The organism is Micromonospora sp. II, from assembly GCF_001709195.1.
In the GTDB taxonomy this organism is placed as follows: domain Bacteria; phylum Actinomycetota; class Actinomycetes; order Mycobacteriales; family Micromonosporaceae; genus Micromonospora; species Micromonospora chalcea.
Genome location: NZ_LYXF01000024.1, coordinates 770380 through 785662, shown reverse-complemented (window position 1 = coordinate 785662; position 15283 = coordinate 770380). Strand labels below are relative to the sequence as shown.

The following is a 15283-nucleotide window of genomic DNA, read 5'->3' as shown; positions in this document are numbered from 1 at the left end:
TCGCGTGTCCTCAGTTGACCCGGATGCGCACCACGTCGATGGCGGGAGTCTGGTTCGCCCGCTCCATCATCGGGATGCGGTGCGAGCCGTCACCGGCCCAGACCGCGCACTGCGCCACGCCCGACTGCGCCAGGCCCGGGATCTGGATCAGCACGTCGTCCGGCTGGTTGCCGCCGCGGCCGTCCTCGGTGGCGACGAAGAACGCCGGCACGTCCTGCGGGTTCGGGGGCTGCCGGGTGCTGCCGAGCATCCGGCAGGCGGTGTGGAAGTGGCCGCGCACCAGGCCCTGACCGTTGAGCAGCGAGCTCTCCAGGTAGTAGCCGCCCTGCCCGGCCGCGAGGAAGCGGTCCCGCACCAGGTTCTTGGTGGTCACCCGGAGCGTGAACGGCTGGTTGCGCCGCACCTGGTTCGGGAACTGCGTGATCAGCAGCGACGGGTTGTTCGCCGCGGCGCCCACCTCACCGAACGCGGTGCTGACGCACCGGTTGCCGTTCTGGAAGCCGTCGTGCCCCTGCAGCTGGCTGCCGGAGCAGTCCTTGGCGAGCACGTTCAGCCCGTTGCCGCCACCGTTGTTCTGGCCGCCGCCGTTGTTGTTCCCGCCGCCGTTGTTCCCGCCGTTCTGGCCCCCGTTCTGACCGCCGTTGTTGTTGCCGCCGTTCTGACCCCCGCCGTTCTGACCCCCACCGTTGCCGGGGACGTCGGTCAACGCGCACCGGGCGAACTGGTCCAGCCCCTGCGGGCGCTGGCCGAACCGGCCGATGGCGGTGGCGATCCGGTTCAGCGCCGCGGTCCGCTTGTCCGCGAGCGGACCCAGGATCGCGTTGTTGATGAACTCGCCGCCGTTGCGGCCCTCCGCCGCGAGCCGCCGGTTCGCCTCAGCGATCTGGGACGTCAGCGCCGCCAGCTCGCGATCCACCTCGGCACGGGCCCGGCCGGGCACCTGCGGCAGCCGGCCCCGGACGTCCGGGCAGGTCACGGTCGGAGTGCCGGCGCCGGCGCCACCCGCGGTCGTCTGCTGGCACTCGGCCGGCGACATCTGGCCGTCGCCCCAGTGGTTACGGACCCAGCGGCCGTTCTGCCAGGTACGGGTGCTGCTGCCCTGGCCGTCCGGGGCGGTCGCCCCCGGGCTGGCGGGCACACAGGACGCCGAGGCGGCGCGCGTGGTCGTCCGCCGGTCCTGGGCGGACGAGATCTGGGTGACGGCCACGATGCCGCCGAAGACCGCGAGCGTGCCGACCACTGCCAGCACCCGCTTGCTCCGCGCGTTACCGGATGACCGGCGCGCCCGTGTGGACCTGCGCATCGAATTGCTCTCCTTCTCGATCCGGTAGTTGACTGGTGATCCCGGCGGACCGATGAATTCGGGGTGTGAGATCACTGCGACGCTCGGGTCGCGCGTCGATGGCCGACGATGCCCTTTCCGCATCGTCTCCGCGCCGTCCGGGCGCGGCGGGGAAGTCTGCGTCCATTCCCGATGAGGTACGGAGCGCCGTCGGCGAAGGTTCAACCGGAGATCGAAAAAAATCGGGACGTGCCGGGCCGGGGTCGGCTCGGCGCCGCGGCCAGGAAGGATTCAGTCCGCGCAGAGGTGGTCGAAGGCGAAGCCGCCGTCGAAGGAGTCCCGCCGGGCCGCGAGCGCGCGCACCCGACCGCGAAGCTCCTCCCGGTCCACCAGGGACGCCCCGGCGGCGTCGAGATCGCGCAGTCGCTCCCCCAGCGCCATCGCGGCCAGGTCCTCGGCGAGCCGGCCCGGGTCCACGCCGCAGGAGAATCCCCGCGACGTCAGCCGTACCCGCTCCAGCAGGCAGCCGCCGGGCCGCACCTCGACCCAGCACCAGCCCTCCGCCGGGCCGCCGGTCCAGCGCACGTGCAGCCCGCGCACGATCGGGTCGGCGAGCCGGCCGGCCACGTACGCCTCGACCGCCTCGACCCGCGCGAGCGCCCCGAGGTCGTTCACCGGTCCACGCCGGCCGTCCGGCAGCCGGCCGATGATGTCCCGGAAGCCGACCGCGTCCCCGGCGTCCGGGTCGGTGCCCTCGGCGTAGGCCCGCGCGTCCAGGACGTACTCGACGAAGCGGCGGACGTGATCGGCGCCGCGCAGCGTCGGTGACTCGACCCGCAGCAGCGGCAGGCCGACGGCGGCGGACACCGCGTCGGTCAGCCGTTCCTCCCGGCGGGCGGGCGACCCGTCGGACGCGGGCGCGGTGAACCGCACCGCGAAGCGCGGCAGGCCGGTGTCGGCGGCGCCGACCACCAGGTCCAGCGGCGCCCGTCCGGCCGTGCTCCACTGGTTGCCGGTGACCCCCGGCGGGCGGCCCTGCACCAGCTCGCCGAGCCGCCGGCCGGCGTACCCGACGTGCCCGTGGCGGGTCAGGCACGGCGTCGCGCCGGACGGGACCGGCCGCAGCCAGGAGGCGGTCACGCTGCCGGTGTTCGTCATCTCGCCCCGCCCCCCGTCGTCCGGTCGACGCCCGAGTGTAGGGCGTCGGGCGTCCGCCCCGGCGGTGCGGTGGAGCACGCCGGGGCCCGCCGACCGGTGCGCAGCCGCGTCCGTGCCTCTAGGCTCTGCCCGTGCACAGCGGACGGACCCCGGAGCAGTTCACCAAACGCAGTCTCGTCGCCCTCTCCCACGCCATCGAGCGGGCCGCGCTCGCCGAGGCCGAGGACGGCCCGCTGATCGTGTTCGCCCTGTTCCAGCGGCTGCCGTACTTCGACCGGGAGCGCGAGGTCTACCGGCGCATCGCCGGCCGCGCCGCGGCGACGGTGGTGGCGATGGTCGGCGGCCCGCCGCCCGACCTGCCCGAGCGCACGTACGGCGTGACGCTCGACGAGGCGGAGGAGCTGGCCCGCGAGTGGAGCGTGGTGGTGCTGAGCCCCCGGTTCGGCGCCACCCTCGTGGCCCACGACCGCGCCGAGGCGACGCCCGCGCCGACGCTGGAAGCCGGCCGGCTCTTCGACGGCCGCTGGGGATTCCGCCGGGACGAGGCGCTGCACGAGGCCATCCGGCTGCGCGAACAACTCGCCGAGCGGCTGCCCGCCGAGGCGCGCACGGCGCTGGACGAGGCGATCGCCCGGGTGCGCGACATCCCGGCCGGACCGGGCGAGCCGCGCGCCGAGGCGGCGCTGCGGCTGCTGGCCCGCCGCGCCGACCGGGTCACGCCGCCGGTCCAGCCGGCCGAGGCGTTCCTCGACGAGCCGGGCCTGCGCCGGTGGGCCGGCATGGACGGGGTGACCGCCTCGGGCACGCTGCCGGTGGCGCTGGTCGGCCTGCGGGTGGACGAGCCGTCCGGCTCGCCGGAACGATTCGGCCGGCGCAACGGCGCCCGGGAGGGCCATGCCGTGCTCGCCGCCGTCACCGGCGCGCTGCGCCCGGTCGACCGCGCGCTGCGGGTCGCCGAGAACGAGTACCAGCTCCTGCTGCCCGGGCTGGACGAGCCGGCCGCGCTCGAGGTGGTGCGCCGCCTGCACGACGCGATCGCCGCGCTCGCCAAGTCGTACCCGTTCCTGGTTTACACGATGCACGCGGCGGTCGGGGTGAGCACCCGGCGGCCGCTGCCCACCGCGGACCTACGCGCCGCCGTCGACTGGGCGGCCCGCAAGGGCCTGCCGGTGGCGGGCCTGCCGCCGGAGACGGCCGACGCCGCGACCGCGCCGGCCCGCTGATCCGCAGTACGAGGGGAGAACACGCCGTGCGGGTGGTGTCGCTGGTGCCGTCGCTGACCGAGGCGGTGGCGGCCACCCGCCCGGAGGTGCTGGTCGGGGCGACCGACTGGTGCACCCATCCGGCCGGGCTGGACGTCGCCCGGGTCGGCGGGACGAAGTATCCGGACCTGGACCGGGTGCTCGCGCTCAAACCGGATCTGGTGCTGCTCAACGAGGAGGAGAACCGGCTGGCCGACGCCGAGGCGTTGCGCGCGGCCGGGGCGCCGGTGCGGGTCACGTTCCCGCGTACCGTGCCGGAGGCGCTCGACCAGCTCGGCGAGCTGATGGTCGCGCTCGGCGCGCCGGCCGAGCCGCCGTGGCTGACGGCGGCCCGTCGCGCCTGGGCGGCCCTGGGCACGCCGGCGCGCGTCCGCACCGCTGTGGTGCCGGTGTGGCGGCGCCCGTGGGTGGTGCTCGGCCGGGACACGTTCGCCGGGGACGTGCTGGCCCGGCTCGGCGTGCTCAACGGCTGGGCCGGGGACGCGGAACGCTATCCCCGGCCCGCTCTCGACGAGCTGCGCGCCCGGTCGCCGGAGCTGGTGGTGCTGCCCGACGAGCCGTACCGGTTCACCGCCGACGACGGCCCGGAGGCGTTCCCGGGGGTGCCGGCGACGCTGGTGTCCGGCCGGCACCTCACCTGGTACGGCCCGTCGCTGGCCGAGGCCCCGGCGCTGCTCGCCGCCCAGCTCGCGAGCGCCACCGCCTGACCGCGCCGGCACGCTCAGGCGACCGGGGTGGCGTGCACCGGGTCCAGCTCCATCAGCGTGGTGTCGTCCAGGTCGTACCCGATCGCGTTGTGCACGGCGACCACGCCCGCGACCTGTCCGGCCAGGCGACCGGCGAGCTCGACGGCGCTGCGCCGGTCCAGCCGACCGTCCATGGTGACCTCGCCGCCGCGGACCTGCACCGTGACCAGGCCGTCGCGGACCGACAGCACCCGGCGCAGCACCTCGTGCACCACCTCCTCGCGGATCTCCGCGTCGGTACGCAGGTGCACCCGGAGCAGGTCACCACGGGTGACGATGCCGGACAGCCGGCCCAGGTCGTCCAGCACCGGCACCCGCTTGACCGCCTCGCGGTCCATCAGCCGGGCCGTCGCGGCCAGCGAGGCGCGCTCGTGGGTGGTGACCGCCGGTGCGGTCATCAGGTCCCCGGCCACCAGCGCGTCGGCCTTCTCCCGGGCGGTACGGCGCCGCCGCCCCTCGAACACCCGGCGCTCGTCCGGGTGACCGGCCCGCTCCACCTTGTGCAGCAGGTCCGCCTCGGAGATCACGCCGAGCACCCGGTGGAACGAGTCGACCACCGGCACGCCGCTGATCCGCTTACGCACCAGCACGTCGACGATCTCGCGGTACGGGGTCTGCTCCGTCACCGCCGCGACGTCCCTGGTCATCACGTCGGCCACCTGCCACGTCCTCATCACGACCTCCTCGTGCCGGGCCTTCACCTGCGACGATAGGCCGCCGCAAACGCCCTGGTCAGGGGCGGCGGACCGGCGGGGAGGGGCCGACCGGACCGGGTACGGACGGGACCAATGACCCGGTCATCAGGGCACCGGTAGACCCTGCTCCGGGAGGCGGCTCGGCGGTGGAATGAATGTGCCACCGGGAAGCGCGGTGCGAGGCACAGGAAGGGACGTGGAGACCATGACCGCGACAATCGAGCGGACCCCCGCCGTCAAGCGGACCCCCGCCGCCACCACCGCTCCGGCGGCGCACATCGAGACCACCCGGCAGAAGGCCACCCGGTACGTGTGGGCCGGCCTGCGGCTCGCGCTGGGCTGGATCTTCCTCTGGGCCTTCCTCGACAAGATGTTCGGCCTCGGCCACGAGACCGCGGCGAAGAACGCCTGGATCAACGGCGGCAGCCCGACCAAGGGCTTCCTGGGCAACGCGGTCGAGGGCCCGTTCGCGGACCTCTACCGGAACATCGCCGGCGCGGCCTGGGCGGACACGCTGTTCATGCTCGGCCTGCTCGGCATCGGTGTCGCGCTGATGCTCGGCATCGGCATCCGGATCGCCGCCGTGGCCGGCGGACTGCTCCTGGTCCTGATGTGGACGGCCGTGCTGCCCCCGGCGAACAACCCCTTCATGGACGACCACCTCATCTACGCGGGCCTGTTGGCCGGTCTCGCCCTGGTGGGCGCCGGCAACACCCTCGGCCTCGGCCGGATCTGGGCGAAGCTCCCCCTGGTCCAGCGTCTCCCCTGGCTGAAGTGAACCAGCCCGCTGCGGGGCGGGCGTCGCCGACAGGCGGCGCCCGCCCCCTTCTCGTGTCCCCGCCACGCCGGTGTGCGGGGACCGGCGCGTATCGGCCGGTCGCGATCCGGCAGGATCGACGGTGACCACACCGTCAGCACCGAGGAGACCGTTCATGGACAAGCCCCAGGTCGGCCCGATCGAGGGCGCGCCGCCCGCGGATCTGGTCGTCGAGGACATCACCGTCGGCGACGGCCCGGAGGCCCGCCCGGGCCAACTGGTGAGCGTGCACTACGTGGGCGTGGCCCACTCGAACGGCCGCGAGTTCGACGCCTCGTGGAACCGGGGTGAGACGTTCGAGTTCCCGCTCGGCGGCGGCCAGGTCATCGCCGGCTGGGACCAGGGCGTCGTCGGCATGAAGGTCGGCGGCCGGCGCAAGCTCACCATCCCGCCGCATCTGGGCTACGGCGCCCGCGGCGCCGGCGGCGTCATCAAGCCGAACGAGACGCTCGTCTTCGTGGTGGACCTGCTCGGCGTGCGCTGAGCGCAGCGCCGTTCACGTCGGGCCGTCGGCACTCGCGCCGGCGGCCCGACGTGTGCCCGGCGGCCCGCTCCCGTTCAGGCCGCGCACGCCACCATCTCGTGGGTGCGGCCGGACCGGTCGTGGGCACGACTCGGCACGTCCTGCGAGCGGTCGGAGCAGCGCACCGGGAGCACCCGGTGCAGGCCGGTCACCCGCAGCACCCGGGCCACCACCGGGTCCGGGTCGACGAGCACCAGCTCGCCACCGCGGGCCCGGACCCGCAGGTGGGTGGCGACGAGCGCGCGGACCCCGGCGGCGGACAGCAGCCGCACACCCGACAGGTCGACCCGCAGCACCGGCCGCGCCGGCGCGGCCCAGAGCGCGGCCCGGAACGCCGTCACGGTGGCGATGTCGATCTCGCCGACCGGACGCAGCTCGACCACGTGATCGTGCACGTCCATCGCCACGTGGAAGCGCTCAACGCTGTGTACCATGCGGCCAAACCTACCCGGCCCCACCGACATTTCCGGGCCTCGCGGCGGGGGTTCCGGGTACTGTCCGGGAACCGACCCCGAGCCGTCTCAGGGTCATCCCGCAGCCGCCGCGCCACGGGCGCGAAACGCCGTCGGGCACTGCCCTTCGCGACGCCGCCGGGCCACAATGAGCCGATGGCCGTCCCCCGCCCGCGTGCGCCCCTGCTGATCCGGCCGGTCCGCGAGCCGGCGACCGTGCCGCCGCCGCTGACCGGGCCCTGGACGCCCGCCGACACCCGGCTCGACCGGGCCGACCTGCTGCCGTTGCCGGCCGGCGGGCACGGGCCGGAGGACGTGGTGGTCGACGCCGACGGCCGGGTGGTCAGCGGCGACGAGGACGGCCGGCTCTGGTGGTGGCCCGCCGACGCGCCGGCCGGCACCCGGCCCACGCTTCTGGCCGAGACCGGCGGACGGCCGCTGGGCATCGAACGGGACCCGGCCGACGGCGGGCTGCTCGTCTGCGACGCGTACCGGGGACTGCTGCGGGTCGACCCCGCCGGCGCGGTGCACGAGCTGACCGGGACCGCCCCGCCGGTGCACCTGGCCGACAACGCGGCGGTCGCGAGCGACGGCACCGTCTACTTCACCGACTCCTCCGACCGCTTCCCGCTGTCGCACTGGAAGCGGGACCTGCTGGAGCACCGGCCCAACGGGCGGGTGCTGGCCTACGACAGGCGCACCGGGCGCACCGACGTGGTCGCCGACGGGCTCTACTTCCCCAACGGGCTGGCGCTCACCCCGGACGAGTCGGCGCTGATGCTCGCCGAGACCGCCACCCACCGGCTGCTCCGGATCGACCTGCCGGGCGGGCGGGCCACGGTGCTGACCGACCTGCCGGCGTACCCGGACAACATCTCCGCGGTGGGTGACGGGACGTACTGGGTCGCGTTGCCCAGCCCCCGGCTGGCGGCGATGGAACGGCTGCTGCCGCATCCGCGCGTCCGCCAGCTCGTCGCGCTGCTGCCCGGCGCGGTGCAGCCCCGGCCGCGCCGTTACGGGCTGGTCGCGCTGGTCGACGGCGCGGGGCGGGTGCTGCGGACGCTGCACGGCCCGAGCGGGGCGTACCCGATGGTCACCGGTGTGCGGCAGAACGGCCGCCGGCTCTGGCTGGGCAGCCTGACCGCGGCCGGGGTGGCCCGCGTCGACCTGGACTGAGCACGGCACGGGGCCGGCCCGCGCGACGCGGGCCGGCCCCGGGGCCGTTCCTCCCCAGGTTCAGCCGCCGCTGTTGCTCCGCGACGGCGCCGGCGCCGGCGCCGACCCGCCGGCCACCGCGCCCGGGTGCGGCGTGGCGCTCTGCGTGGGCTTCAGCCCCGCCGGTACGGGCAGCGCGCTGCCCTTGGCGAACTCGTCCCAGCTGACGTTCCAGGCGGTGAAGCCGTTGCCCTGGTCGAGCTTCACCTCGGTGCCCCGCACTGTCACCAGGTCACCGACCTGCGTGACGCCCATGAGCCAGTCCGCGGCCGTGGCCGACACGTTCGTGCAGCCGTGCGAGGTGTTGGTGTAGCCCTGCTCCCCCTCCGACCACGGCGCGGAGTGGATGAACTCGCCGCCCCAGGTCAGCCGCTGGGCGTCGTCCACGTCGACCACGTAGCCGCCGTTGGGCTCACCCCGGGTGTCGAACGTGGTGTGCTCGTGCTTCTCCATGATCACCATGGTGCCGCTGGACGTCGGCGTGCTCTCCTTGCCGAGACTGACCGGGATCTTCTTGAGCACCTTGCCGTCCTCGTAGACGGTCATCTGCTTGGTCCCGTTGTCGATGTCGAGCGTCACCTGCCGGCCGACCTTGGCGGTCGCGACCCGGTCGGAGTCGCCGATCGCCTCCTTGCCGATGGGCAGCCCCTGCAACGCGCTGCGCACGCTGATCTTCGTGCCCGGCTTCCAGCGGTCCGGCGCCCGGTACTCGGCCTGCTTGCCGTCGGCCACCCACGACCAGGTGCCGGGCTGCGGCGGGTCGGTCTTCACGAACAGCCGGCGCTGCACGTCCGCGCGGGCCTCCTTCGGAATCGGCGGGTCGAATCCGAGCACCACCGGCATCGCCGTCCCGTACGTCTGATTCGGCCGGAAATACAATTCGCTGGTGACGGCCGGTTTGGTGGATTTGGCCATCGTCGTGAACGTCGTCTTCTGCGTGGCGGTCTTGCCGGAATCGCCGGTCGCGGTCACCTCCGCGGTGTACGTCCGGGAATTGGCCAGCGGCCGGTCCGGCACCCAGCCGGAGCCGTCCTCGCGCGGCTGGGCCGGTACGGCGTTGCCCTTGTCGTCGGTCAGCTTGACGGCTGTCACCTTGCCGTTGCTGACCTTCGTGCCCACCTCCGCGCTGATCGGCACGTTCTTCGTGCGATCGGCGGGTGTCACGGTGACCGACGGCGGCGACGCCTCGGCCTGTTTCGCCACCGACTTCGGGCCGGCGGTGCACGCGCCGACCGCCAGCGGCGCGGCTGCGACAGTCATCGCGAAAAGCGTCAGTCGGCGCCTCGCAAACATATTTCGCCCCCCATTTCCGAACCCTCTCGCCCACATTCTGTAGGCCCGGGATCACGCCGTGGCACCTTCGGCGGAATTGCTCGGAAAAGGCTGCGGAGAATCGTGCCGGACAGGTAATTCCCGTCCCCGCTTGCGCCGCACGCGCCCTCCGCCCGGTTCCCACCACCGCCCTCCTCACCTCGTGACCGCCCCTTGTCCGTCGATCATGAAGTTGACGGCGCGCGGCGTCCTTTTTGTCCGCGTCAACCTCATGATCGACGAAGAGAGGGCGCCGTGAGGTTCCGACCCGGCGAGATCTTGGTACGAAACGGCCTCCACAGGGCCACTTTGCTACCAAGATCTCGACCGATCCCACCCACCGGAACAAGGTTCCCGCAAGACGGCCAGCGCTGGACTYCCTCGCTCGCGTCACCCGCGCCGCCGCGGCGATCTTGCACTTGCGGCCCCGGAGAAGGGTGCGAATCGGGCACGTCGAGGGCCGCAAGTGCAAGATCGCGAGCGGGGGACGGGGAGCCCGGGGCGGGGAGCGGGGGCGGGGACGCGGCGCGGCCCCGGACCTCCGTGGGGAGGGCCGGGGCCGGGAGCCTGACCGGTCAGACGTTGGCGACCAGGAGGGCGGGCTGCTCGACGCAGTCGGCGACGTGGCGCAGGAAGCCGCCCGCCACCCCGCCGTCGCAGACCCGGTGGTCGAAGGTGAGGCTGATCTGGGTCACCTTGCGGACGGCGAGCTGCCCGTCCACCACCCACGGCTTGTCCACGATCCGGCCGACGCCCAGCAGCGCCGCCTCCGGGTGGTTGATGATCGGCGTCGAGCCGTCGACGCCGAACACGCCGTAGTTGTTGAGCGTGAACGTCCCGCCGGTCAGCCGTGCCGGGGGCAGCGTGCCGGCCCGGGCCGCCGCGGTGGTCTCGGCGAGCGCGGCGGCCAGCTCCCGGGTGGTCAGCCGCTGCGCGTCACGCAGCACCGGCACGACCAGGCCCCTGTCGGTCTGCGCGGCGATGCCCAGGTGCACGCCGGCGGACTGGATGATCCGCTGCCCCTCGGTGTCGACGTGCGCGTTGAGCTGCGGGAACTTCCGCAGGCCGCTGAGGCAGATCCGGGCCAGCAGGGCCAGGATGCTCACCGGCGCCTCCGGCGTGGCGGCGTTGATGGCGGCGCGCGTCTCCAGCAGGCCGGTGGCGTCCACGTCGACCCAGATGGTCACCTCCGGAATCTCCCGGCGGCTGCGGGAGAGCTTGTCGGCGATCACCTTGCGGATGCCGGTGAGCGGGATGACCGTGTCACCGTCGCCGGCCGGGGCGAGCCCGACGTGGGCGGCCGGGGCGTCCGGCACCGCGGCCAGCCGGGCCGCCGGAGCAGCAGCGGCCACGGCGGCGTCCAGGTCGGCCCGACGGATCACGCCGCCCGGCCCGGTGCCGCGCAGCGACGCCAGGTCGATGCCGTGCTCCTTGGCCAGCCGCCGCACGATCGGCGAGATGACAAGCGGCGCCGCCGCCGGTCCGCCGGTCCGCGCCGGGTCGACCGACGCCGGCGCGGCCTCGGGAGCGAGCGCCAGACGCGGCCGACGCCGCCGCCGGCCCGTGCCGCCGTGGCCGGTGCCGTAGCCGATCAGGACGTTTCCGGACCCGGCCCGCTCCTCCTCGCGGTAGGTGGCGTGCGGGTCGGGGGCGTCGTCGAGCGGGGCGATGGTGATCAGCGGCTGACCGACCGGGCGTACCTCACCGGCCGCGCCGTGCAGGGCCACGACCCGTCCGGCGTACGGGCACGGCACGTCGACGACGGCCTTGGCGGTCTCCACCTCGACCACGCTCTGGTCCACGGTGACCACGTCGCCCACGGCCACCCGCCACTCGACGATCTCCGCCTCGCTCAGCCCTTCCCCGAGGTCGGGCAGGAGGAAGTCGCGGGTCCCCACAGCCGTGCTCATGCCGTGCCCGCCGGGCATGCCCTCACGGCCCTCGCTCCGCTCGGTGCGTTCGGTCATGCCGTGCCGGCCGGACATGCCCTCACGGCCCTCGCTCCGCTCGGTGCGTTCGGTCATGCCGCCACCCACCTCGTGTCGGGCTGGTCGTCCCACTGCAGGCGGGCCACGGTGTCCAGCACCCGGTCGACCGAGGGCAGGTGGGTGTGCTCCAGCATCGGCGCCGGGTACGGGATGTCCAGCCCGGACACCCGCAGCACCGGCGCGTGCAGCGCATGGAAGCAGCGCTCCTGCACCCGCGCGGCGATCTCCGCGCCGACACCGGCGAAGCCCTGCGCCTCCTGGATCACCACGCACCGGCCGGTACGGCGTACCGAGGCGGTGACCGTGGCGTCGTCGAACGGCACGATGCTGCGCACGTCGACCACCTCCAGGTCCCAGCCCTCCTCGCGGGCGGCCTCGGCGGCGGCCAGCGCCACAGGCACCGCCGGCCCGTACGCGATAAGCGTCGCGTCGGTGCCGGGGCGGCGCACCACGGCGCTGCCGATCGGCGCGGTACGGGCCGGCAGCTCCGCCTCGGCGCTGGTGAAGTAGAGCTTCTTGGGCTCCAGGAACACCACCGGGTCGGGGTCGTCGATGGCGGCGCGCAGCAGCGAGTACGCGTCGTCCACGGTCGCGGGCGTGACCACCTTCAGGCCGGGCGTGTGCGCGTAGTACGCCTCGGACGAGTCGCAGTGGTGCTCCACGCCGCCGATGCCACCGGCGTACGGCACGCGGATGACGATCGGCACGCTCAACGCGCCGCGGGTGCGGTTGCGCAGCTTCGCCACGTGCGAGGCGATCTGCTCGAACGCCGGGTAGGCGAACGCGTCGAACTGCATCTCCACGACCGGCCGCAGCCCGGACATGGCCAGGCCGACCGCGAACCCGACGATGCCGGCCTCGGCGAGCGGGGTGTCGAAGCAGCGCTTGTCGCCGAACCGGGCCTGCAGCCCGTCGGTGATCCGGAAGACGCCGCCGAGCTGGCCGACGTCCTCACCGAAGACGACCACCCGCTCGTCGTCGAGCATCGCGTCGGCGAGCGCCGCGTTGAGCGCCTTCGCCATGGTCATGGTGGCCATCAGGCGTCCCCCTCCGCGTCGGCGGCCAGCTCGGCCCGGACCATCTCGCGCTGCTCGACCAGTTGCGGCGTCGGTTCGGCGTACACGTGGTCGAACAGGCTCAGCGGGTCCACCGTCGGCTGGTCGTCCATCCGGCGGCGCAGCGCGGCGGCGTACTCCTCGGCCTCCTCGGCGATCGCCGCGACGGCGGCGTCGTCGAGGACGCCCTTGGCCCGCAGGTACGCCTCGAGCCGGGCGATCGGGTCGCGGTCGCGCCACGCCTCGACCTCGTCGGCGTCGCGGTAGCGGGTCTGGTCGTCGGCGTTGGTGTGCGGTTCCATCCGGTAGGTGTGCGCCTCGACCAGGTAGGGGCCCTTGCCGGCGCGGGCGTGCGCGACGGCGCGCTCCAGCACCGCGAGCACGGCGACCGGGTCGTTGCCGTCGACCTGCTCGCTGGGTACGCCGTAGCCGACGCCCTTGTACGCGAGGCTCGGCGCGGCGGTCTGCCGGGACAGCGGCACGCTGATCGCGTACTTGTTGTTCTGCACCAGGTAGACGACGGGCGCCTTGAACACGGCGGCGAAGTTGATGCCCTCGTGGAAGTCGCCCTCGCTGGTGGCGCCGTCGCCGATGAACGCCAGCGCCACGGTGTCGCGCCCCTGGTACGACTCGCCGTAGGCCAGCCCGGCGGCGTGCACGCACTGGGTGGCGAGCGGGGTGCACTGCGGCGCGGTGCGGGTGGCGGCCGGGTCGTACCCGCAGTGCCAGTCGCCGCGCAGCAGCGTGAGCACCTCGACCGGGTCGAGCCCGCGGGCGGTCAGCGCCATCGACTCGCGGTACGTGGGGAACACCCAGTCGTCCTCGCGCAGCGCGAGCACGCCGCCGATCTGGCACGCCTCCTGGCCGCGCGCGGACGGGTAGACGGCGAGGCGGCCCTGCTTGGTGAGCGCCGTGGCCTGCACGTCGAAGCGGCGGCCGACGACCATCCGCCGGTACATCTCGCGCAGCGTCTCGACCGGTGGCTCCGGGTAGTCGTCGCGGGCCGGCAGCGGGGTCCCGTCGGGTTCGAGCAGCCGGACCGGTTCCCGCTGCGGCATGAAGCCGGCCGACGGGTCGGGTGCGGCCGGGGTGGTCTTCCGGCGGGTGCGCGGGGATGCCCTGCGGACCGCCTGGGGTGTGGTCGTCACGGCGGGGACCTCCTGGACGTGTGGTGGCCCTATGCTCCCGGTCGTGGATGATTGACTCAACATGCGGGATGAACGCGGGACGAATGGCACGGGAGGGCGGCTGCGGTGAGCCAGGAGACCGGCACCACACCGGGCGCGGCGGGCGGAACGGGACGTTCGGCCGGGCCGTTGGACGAGGTGGATCGGCGGATCCTGCGCGAGCTGGTCCGTGACGCCCGCACGTCCATCCGTACGCTGGCCGAACGGGTGCACGTCTCGCGTACCAACGCGTACGCCCGGGTGGAGCGGCTGCTGCGCGACGGCGTGTTGACCGGGTTCACCGCGCGGGTCGCGCCGGAGCCGGCCGGGCTGGGCACGTCGGCGTACATCGCGCTGACCATCGAGCAGAACACCTGGCGGGAGGTGTCCGCCGAGCTGGCCCGGGTGCGCTACATCGAGCACGCGGCGCTGCTCAGTGGCGAGCACGACGTCCTCGCGCTGGTCCGGGCGCCGGACAACGCGACGTTGCGGGACGTGGTGCTGGACCGGGTGCAGAGCATCGCCGGGGTGCTGTCCACACGTACCTGGCTGGTGTTCGAGGAGTTCGACGGCACGCAGAGCCCCTGGGACTGACCGCCTCAGCGTTCCGGCGGCGACTCCAGCCCTTCGGCGTCGGCCCGCTCCAGCAGGGGTTCCAGCGAGTACCGCCGCTTGTCCAGCCCGGCGTGCGGGTCGCCCCGCCCGGCGAACCGCGCGGGCATGCTGAGCACGTCGAAGTCCTCCGGGCGGGCGTCGTCCAGCTCGGACCACTCCAGCGGCGCCGAGACCAGCGCCGCCGGGGTCGGCCGGATCGAGTACGCCGAGGTCATGGTGTGGTCGCGGGCCATCTGGTTGTAGTCGACGAAGACCGGCCGGTCCCGCTGGTCGCGCCACCAGGTGGTGGTGACCAGGTCGGGCAGGCGGCGCTGCATCTCCAGGCCCAGCGCGAGCACCGCACGCCGGCACTCGCCGAAGCTCCAGCGCGGCTCGATCGAGACGTACACGTGGATGCCGCGTCCGCCGGTGGTCTTCGGGAAGCCCTCCAGGCCCAGCTCCGTCAGGAACGCGCGTACCTCGTGCGCCACCGGCACCACCTGCGCGAAGTCGACACCCGGCATCGGGTCGAGGTCGATGCGCAGCTGGTCGGGGCGTTCCACGTCGCCCTTCGACACCGGCCACGGGTGGAACCGCAGCGTGCCCAGGTTGGCCGCCCAGATCACCACGGCCAGCTCGCTCGGGGCCACCTCGTCGGCGGTACGGCCGCTGGGGAACGTGATGTGCGCGGTGCGCACCCAGTCGGGCGCGCCGGCCGGAAGCCGCTTCTGGTAGAACGCGTCGCCCTTGTTGGTCTGCCGGGTGGCCACCTTGGCGCCCTCGAACACGCCGCGCGGCCAGCGTTCCAGCATGGTCGGCCGGTCCCGCAGCGCGCGCAGGATGCCGTCGCCGACGGACAGGAAGTAGTTGACCACGTCCAGCTTGGTCAGCCCGCGCTCCGGGAAGTAGGGCTTGTCGGGGCTGGAGACGCGGACCAGCCGCTCCCCCACCTGGATCTCCTGCGCCGCCGTGGTCGCCACCGTCACACCGTAGCGATCCTGGCCGGGCGTGGGGACCGG

The 15283-nt window shown here is 74.0% G+C and carries 15 protein-coding genes; 6 read left to right on the top strand and 9 right to left on the bottom strand.

Annotation, left to right across the window (positions count from 1 at the left end):
• Positions 1-10: 10 nt before the first annotated feature.
• Together A8711_RS15255 and A8711_RS15250 are read right to left on the bottom strand one after the other, a co-directional pair.
• A complete protein-coding gene (locus A8711_RS15255; RefSeq protein WP_069088576.1) occupies positions 11-1303 on the bottom strand; it encodes a hypothetical protein in 1293 nt (430 codons plus the stop codon).
• Positions 1304-1573: 270 nt separating this feature from the next.
• The gene (locus A8711_RS15250; RefSeq protein WP_064445792.1) at positions 1574-2440 is read right to left on the bottom strand and encodes a hypothetical protein; all 867 of its coding nucleotides are present in this window, start codon (positions 2438-2440) and stop codon (positions 1574-1576) included.
• A 131-nt stretch (positions 2441-2571) separates the two neighbouring features.
• Here A8711_RS15250 and A8711_RS15245 point away from each other — a divergent pair, with 131 nt between their 5' ends.
• A complete protein-coding gene (locus A8711_RS15245) occupies positions 2572-3663 on the top strand; it encodes a DICT sensory domain-containing protein (protein WP_069088575.1) in 1092 nt (363 codons plus the stop codon).
• A 26-nt stretch (positions 3664-3689) separates the two neighbouring features.
• Positions 3690-4409: a helical backbone metal receptor gene (locus A8711_RS15240; protein WP_069088574.1), complete on the top strand. Its 720-nt coding sequence runs from the start codon at positions 3690-3692 to the stop codon at positions 4407-4409.
• A 14-nt stretch (positions 4410-4423) separates the two neighbouring features.
• Here the strand turns inward: A8711_RS15240 and A8711_RS15235 are convergent, their stop codons facing one another.
• A complete protein-coding gene (locus A8711_RS15235) occupies positions 4424-5122 on the bottom strand; it encodes a CBS domain-containing protein (protein ID WP_030499932.1) in 699 nt (232 codons plus the stop codon).
• Between the two features lie 217 nt (positions 5123-5339).
• On the opposite strand from A8711_RS15235, the gene A8711_RS15230 reads away from it, so the two are divergent.
• Together A8711_RS15230 and A8711_RS15225 are read left to right on the top strand one after the other, a co-directional pair.
• Positions 5340-5921 (top strand): hypothetical protein, encoded by a 582-nt coding sequence (locus A8711_RS15230; RefSeq protein WP_369799256.1) that lies wholly within the window; start codon positions 5340-5342, stop codon positions 5919-5921.
• Between the two features lie 154 nt (positions 5922-6075).
• Positions 6076-6444 carry an FKBP-type peptidyl-prolyl cis-trans isomerase gene (locus A8711_RS15225; RefSeq protein WP_030499930.1) on the top strand — a complete coding sequence of 123 codons (369 nt, stop codon included), beginning with the start codon at positions 6076-6078 and terminating at the stop codon, positions 6442-6444.
• 74 nt (positions 6445-6518) lie between these two features.
• Here the strand turns inward: A8711_RS15225 and A8711_RS15220 are convergent, their stop codons facing one another.
• Positions 6519-6917: an STAS domain-containing protein gene (locus A8711_RS15220; protein WP_083297017.1), complete on the bottom strand. Its 399-nt coding sequence runs from the start codon at positions 6915-6917 to the stop codon at positions 6519-6521.
• 174 nt (positions 6918-7091) lie between these two features.
• Between A8711_RS15220 and A8711_RS15215 the strand changes: the two genes are divergently transcribed.
• Complete coding sequence (locus A8711_RS15215) at positions 7092-8111, top strand: SMP-30/gluconolactonase/LRE family protein (protein WP_069088572.1); 1020 nt, start codon at positions 7092-7094, stop codon at positions 8109-8111.
• Between the two features lie 60 nt (positions 8112-8171).
• On the opposite strand, the gene A8711_RS15210 is transcribed toward A8711_RS15215, so the two are convergent.
• The 4 genes from A8711_RS15210 to pdhA all read right to left on the bottom strand — a co-directional run bounded on the left by A8711_RS15210 (position 8172) and on the right by pdhA (position 13685).
• The gene (locus A8711_RS15210; protein WP_069088571.1) at positions 8172-9443 is read right to left on the bottom strand and encodes an Ig-like domain-containing protein; all 1272 of its coding nucleotides are present in this window, start codon (positions 9441-9443) and stop codon (positions 8172-8174) included.
• 593 nt (positions 9444-10036) lie between these two features.
• Positions 10037-11389, bottom strand: coding sequence for a dihydrolipoamide acetyltransferase family protein (locus tag A8711_RS15205; protein ID WP_069088685.1), 1353 nt, complete (start codon positions 11387-11389; stop codon positions 10037-10039).
• Between the two features lie 92 nt (positions 11390-11481).
• Positions 11482-12486, bottom strand: a complete 1005-nt coding sequence (locus A8711_RS15200) for an alpha-ketoacid dehydrogenase subunit beta (protein WP_069088570.1) — start codon at positions 12484-12486, stop codon at positions 11482-11484.
• Positions 12486-13685 (bottom strand): pyruvate dehydrogenase (acetyl-transferring) E1 component subunit alpha, encoded by a 1200-nt coding sequence (gene pdhA / locus A8711_RS15195; RefSeq protein WP_043330070.1) that lies wholly within the window; start codon positions 13683-13685, stop codon positions 12486-12488. The genes A8711_RS15200 and pdhA overlap by 1 nt, the downstream gene beginning before the upstream one ends.
• 72 nt (positions 13686-13757) lie before the next feature.
• On the opposite strand from pdhA, the gene A8711_RS15190 reads away from it, so the two are divergent.
• Positions 13758-14264: an Lrp/AsnC family transcriptional regulator gene (locus A8711_RS15190; protein WP_030499924.1), complete on the top strand. Its 507-nt coding sequence runs from the start codon at positions 13758-13760 to the stop codon at positions 14262-14264.
• Between the two features lie 5 nt (positions 14265-14269).
• On the opposite strand, the gene A8711_RS15185 is transcribed toward A8711_RS15190, so the two are convergent.
• The gene (locus A8711_RS15185; RefSeq protein ID WP_069088569.1) at positions 14270-15250 is read right to left on the bottom strand and encodes a DNA polymerase domain-containing protein; all 981 of its coding nucleotides are present in this window, start codon (positions 15248-15250) and stop codon (positions 14270-14272) included.
• Positions 15251-15283: the final 33 nt, after the last annotated feature.

Excerpts from the sequence above, each read along its gene's own strand:
- A8711_RS15255 (WP_069088576.1), bottom strand. The coding sequence starts at position 1,303 with ATGCGCAGGTCCACACGGGCGCGCCGGTCATCCGGTAACGCGCGGAGC.
- A8711_RS15250 (WP_064445792.1), bottom strand. The coding sequence starts at position 2,440 with ATGACGAACACCGGCAGCGTGACCGCCTCCTGGCTGCGGCCGGTCCCG.
- A8711_RS15235 (WP_030499932.1), bottom strand. The coding sequence starts at position 5,122 with ATGAGGACGTGGCAGGTGGCCGACGTGATGACCAGGGACGTCGCGGCG.
- A8711_RS15225 (WP_030499930.1), top strand. The coding sequence starts at position 6,076 with ATGGACAAGCCCCAGGTCGGCCCGATCGAGGGCGCGCCGCCCGCGGAT.
- A8711_RS15220 (WP_083297017.1), bottom strand. The coding sequence starts at position 6,917 with ATGGTACACAGCGTTGAGCGCTTCCACGTGGCGATGGACGTGCACGAT.
- A8711_RS15215 (WP_069088572.1), top strand. The coding sequence starts at position 7,092 with ATGGCCGTCCCCCGCCCGCGTGCGCCCCTGCTGATCCGGCCGGTCCGC.
- A8711_RS15210 (WP_069088571.1), bottom strand. The coding sequence starts at position 9,443 with ATGTTTGCGAGGCGCCGACTGACGCTTTTCGCGATGACTGTCGCAGCC.
- A8711_RS15205 (WP_069088685.1), bottom strand. The coding sequence starts at position 11,389 with ATGCCCGGCGGGCACGGCATGAGCACGGCTGTGGGGACCCGCGACTTC.
- A8711_RS15200 (WP_069088570.1), bottom strand. The coding sequence starts at position 12,486 with ATGGCCACCATGACCATGGCGAAGGCGCTCAACGCGGCGCTCGCCGAC.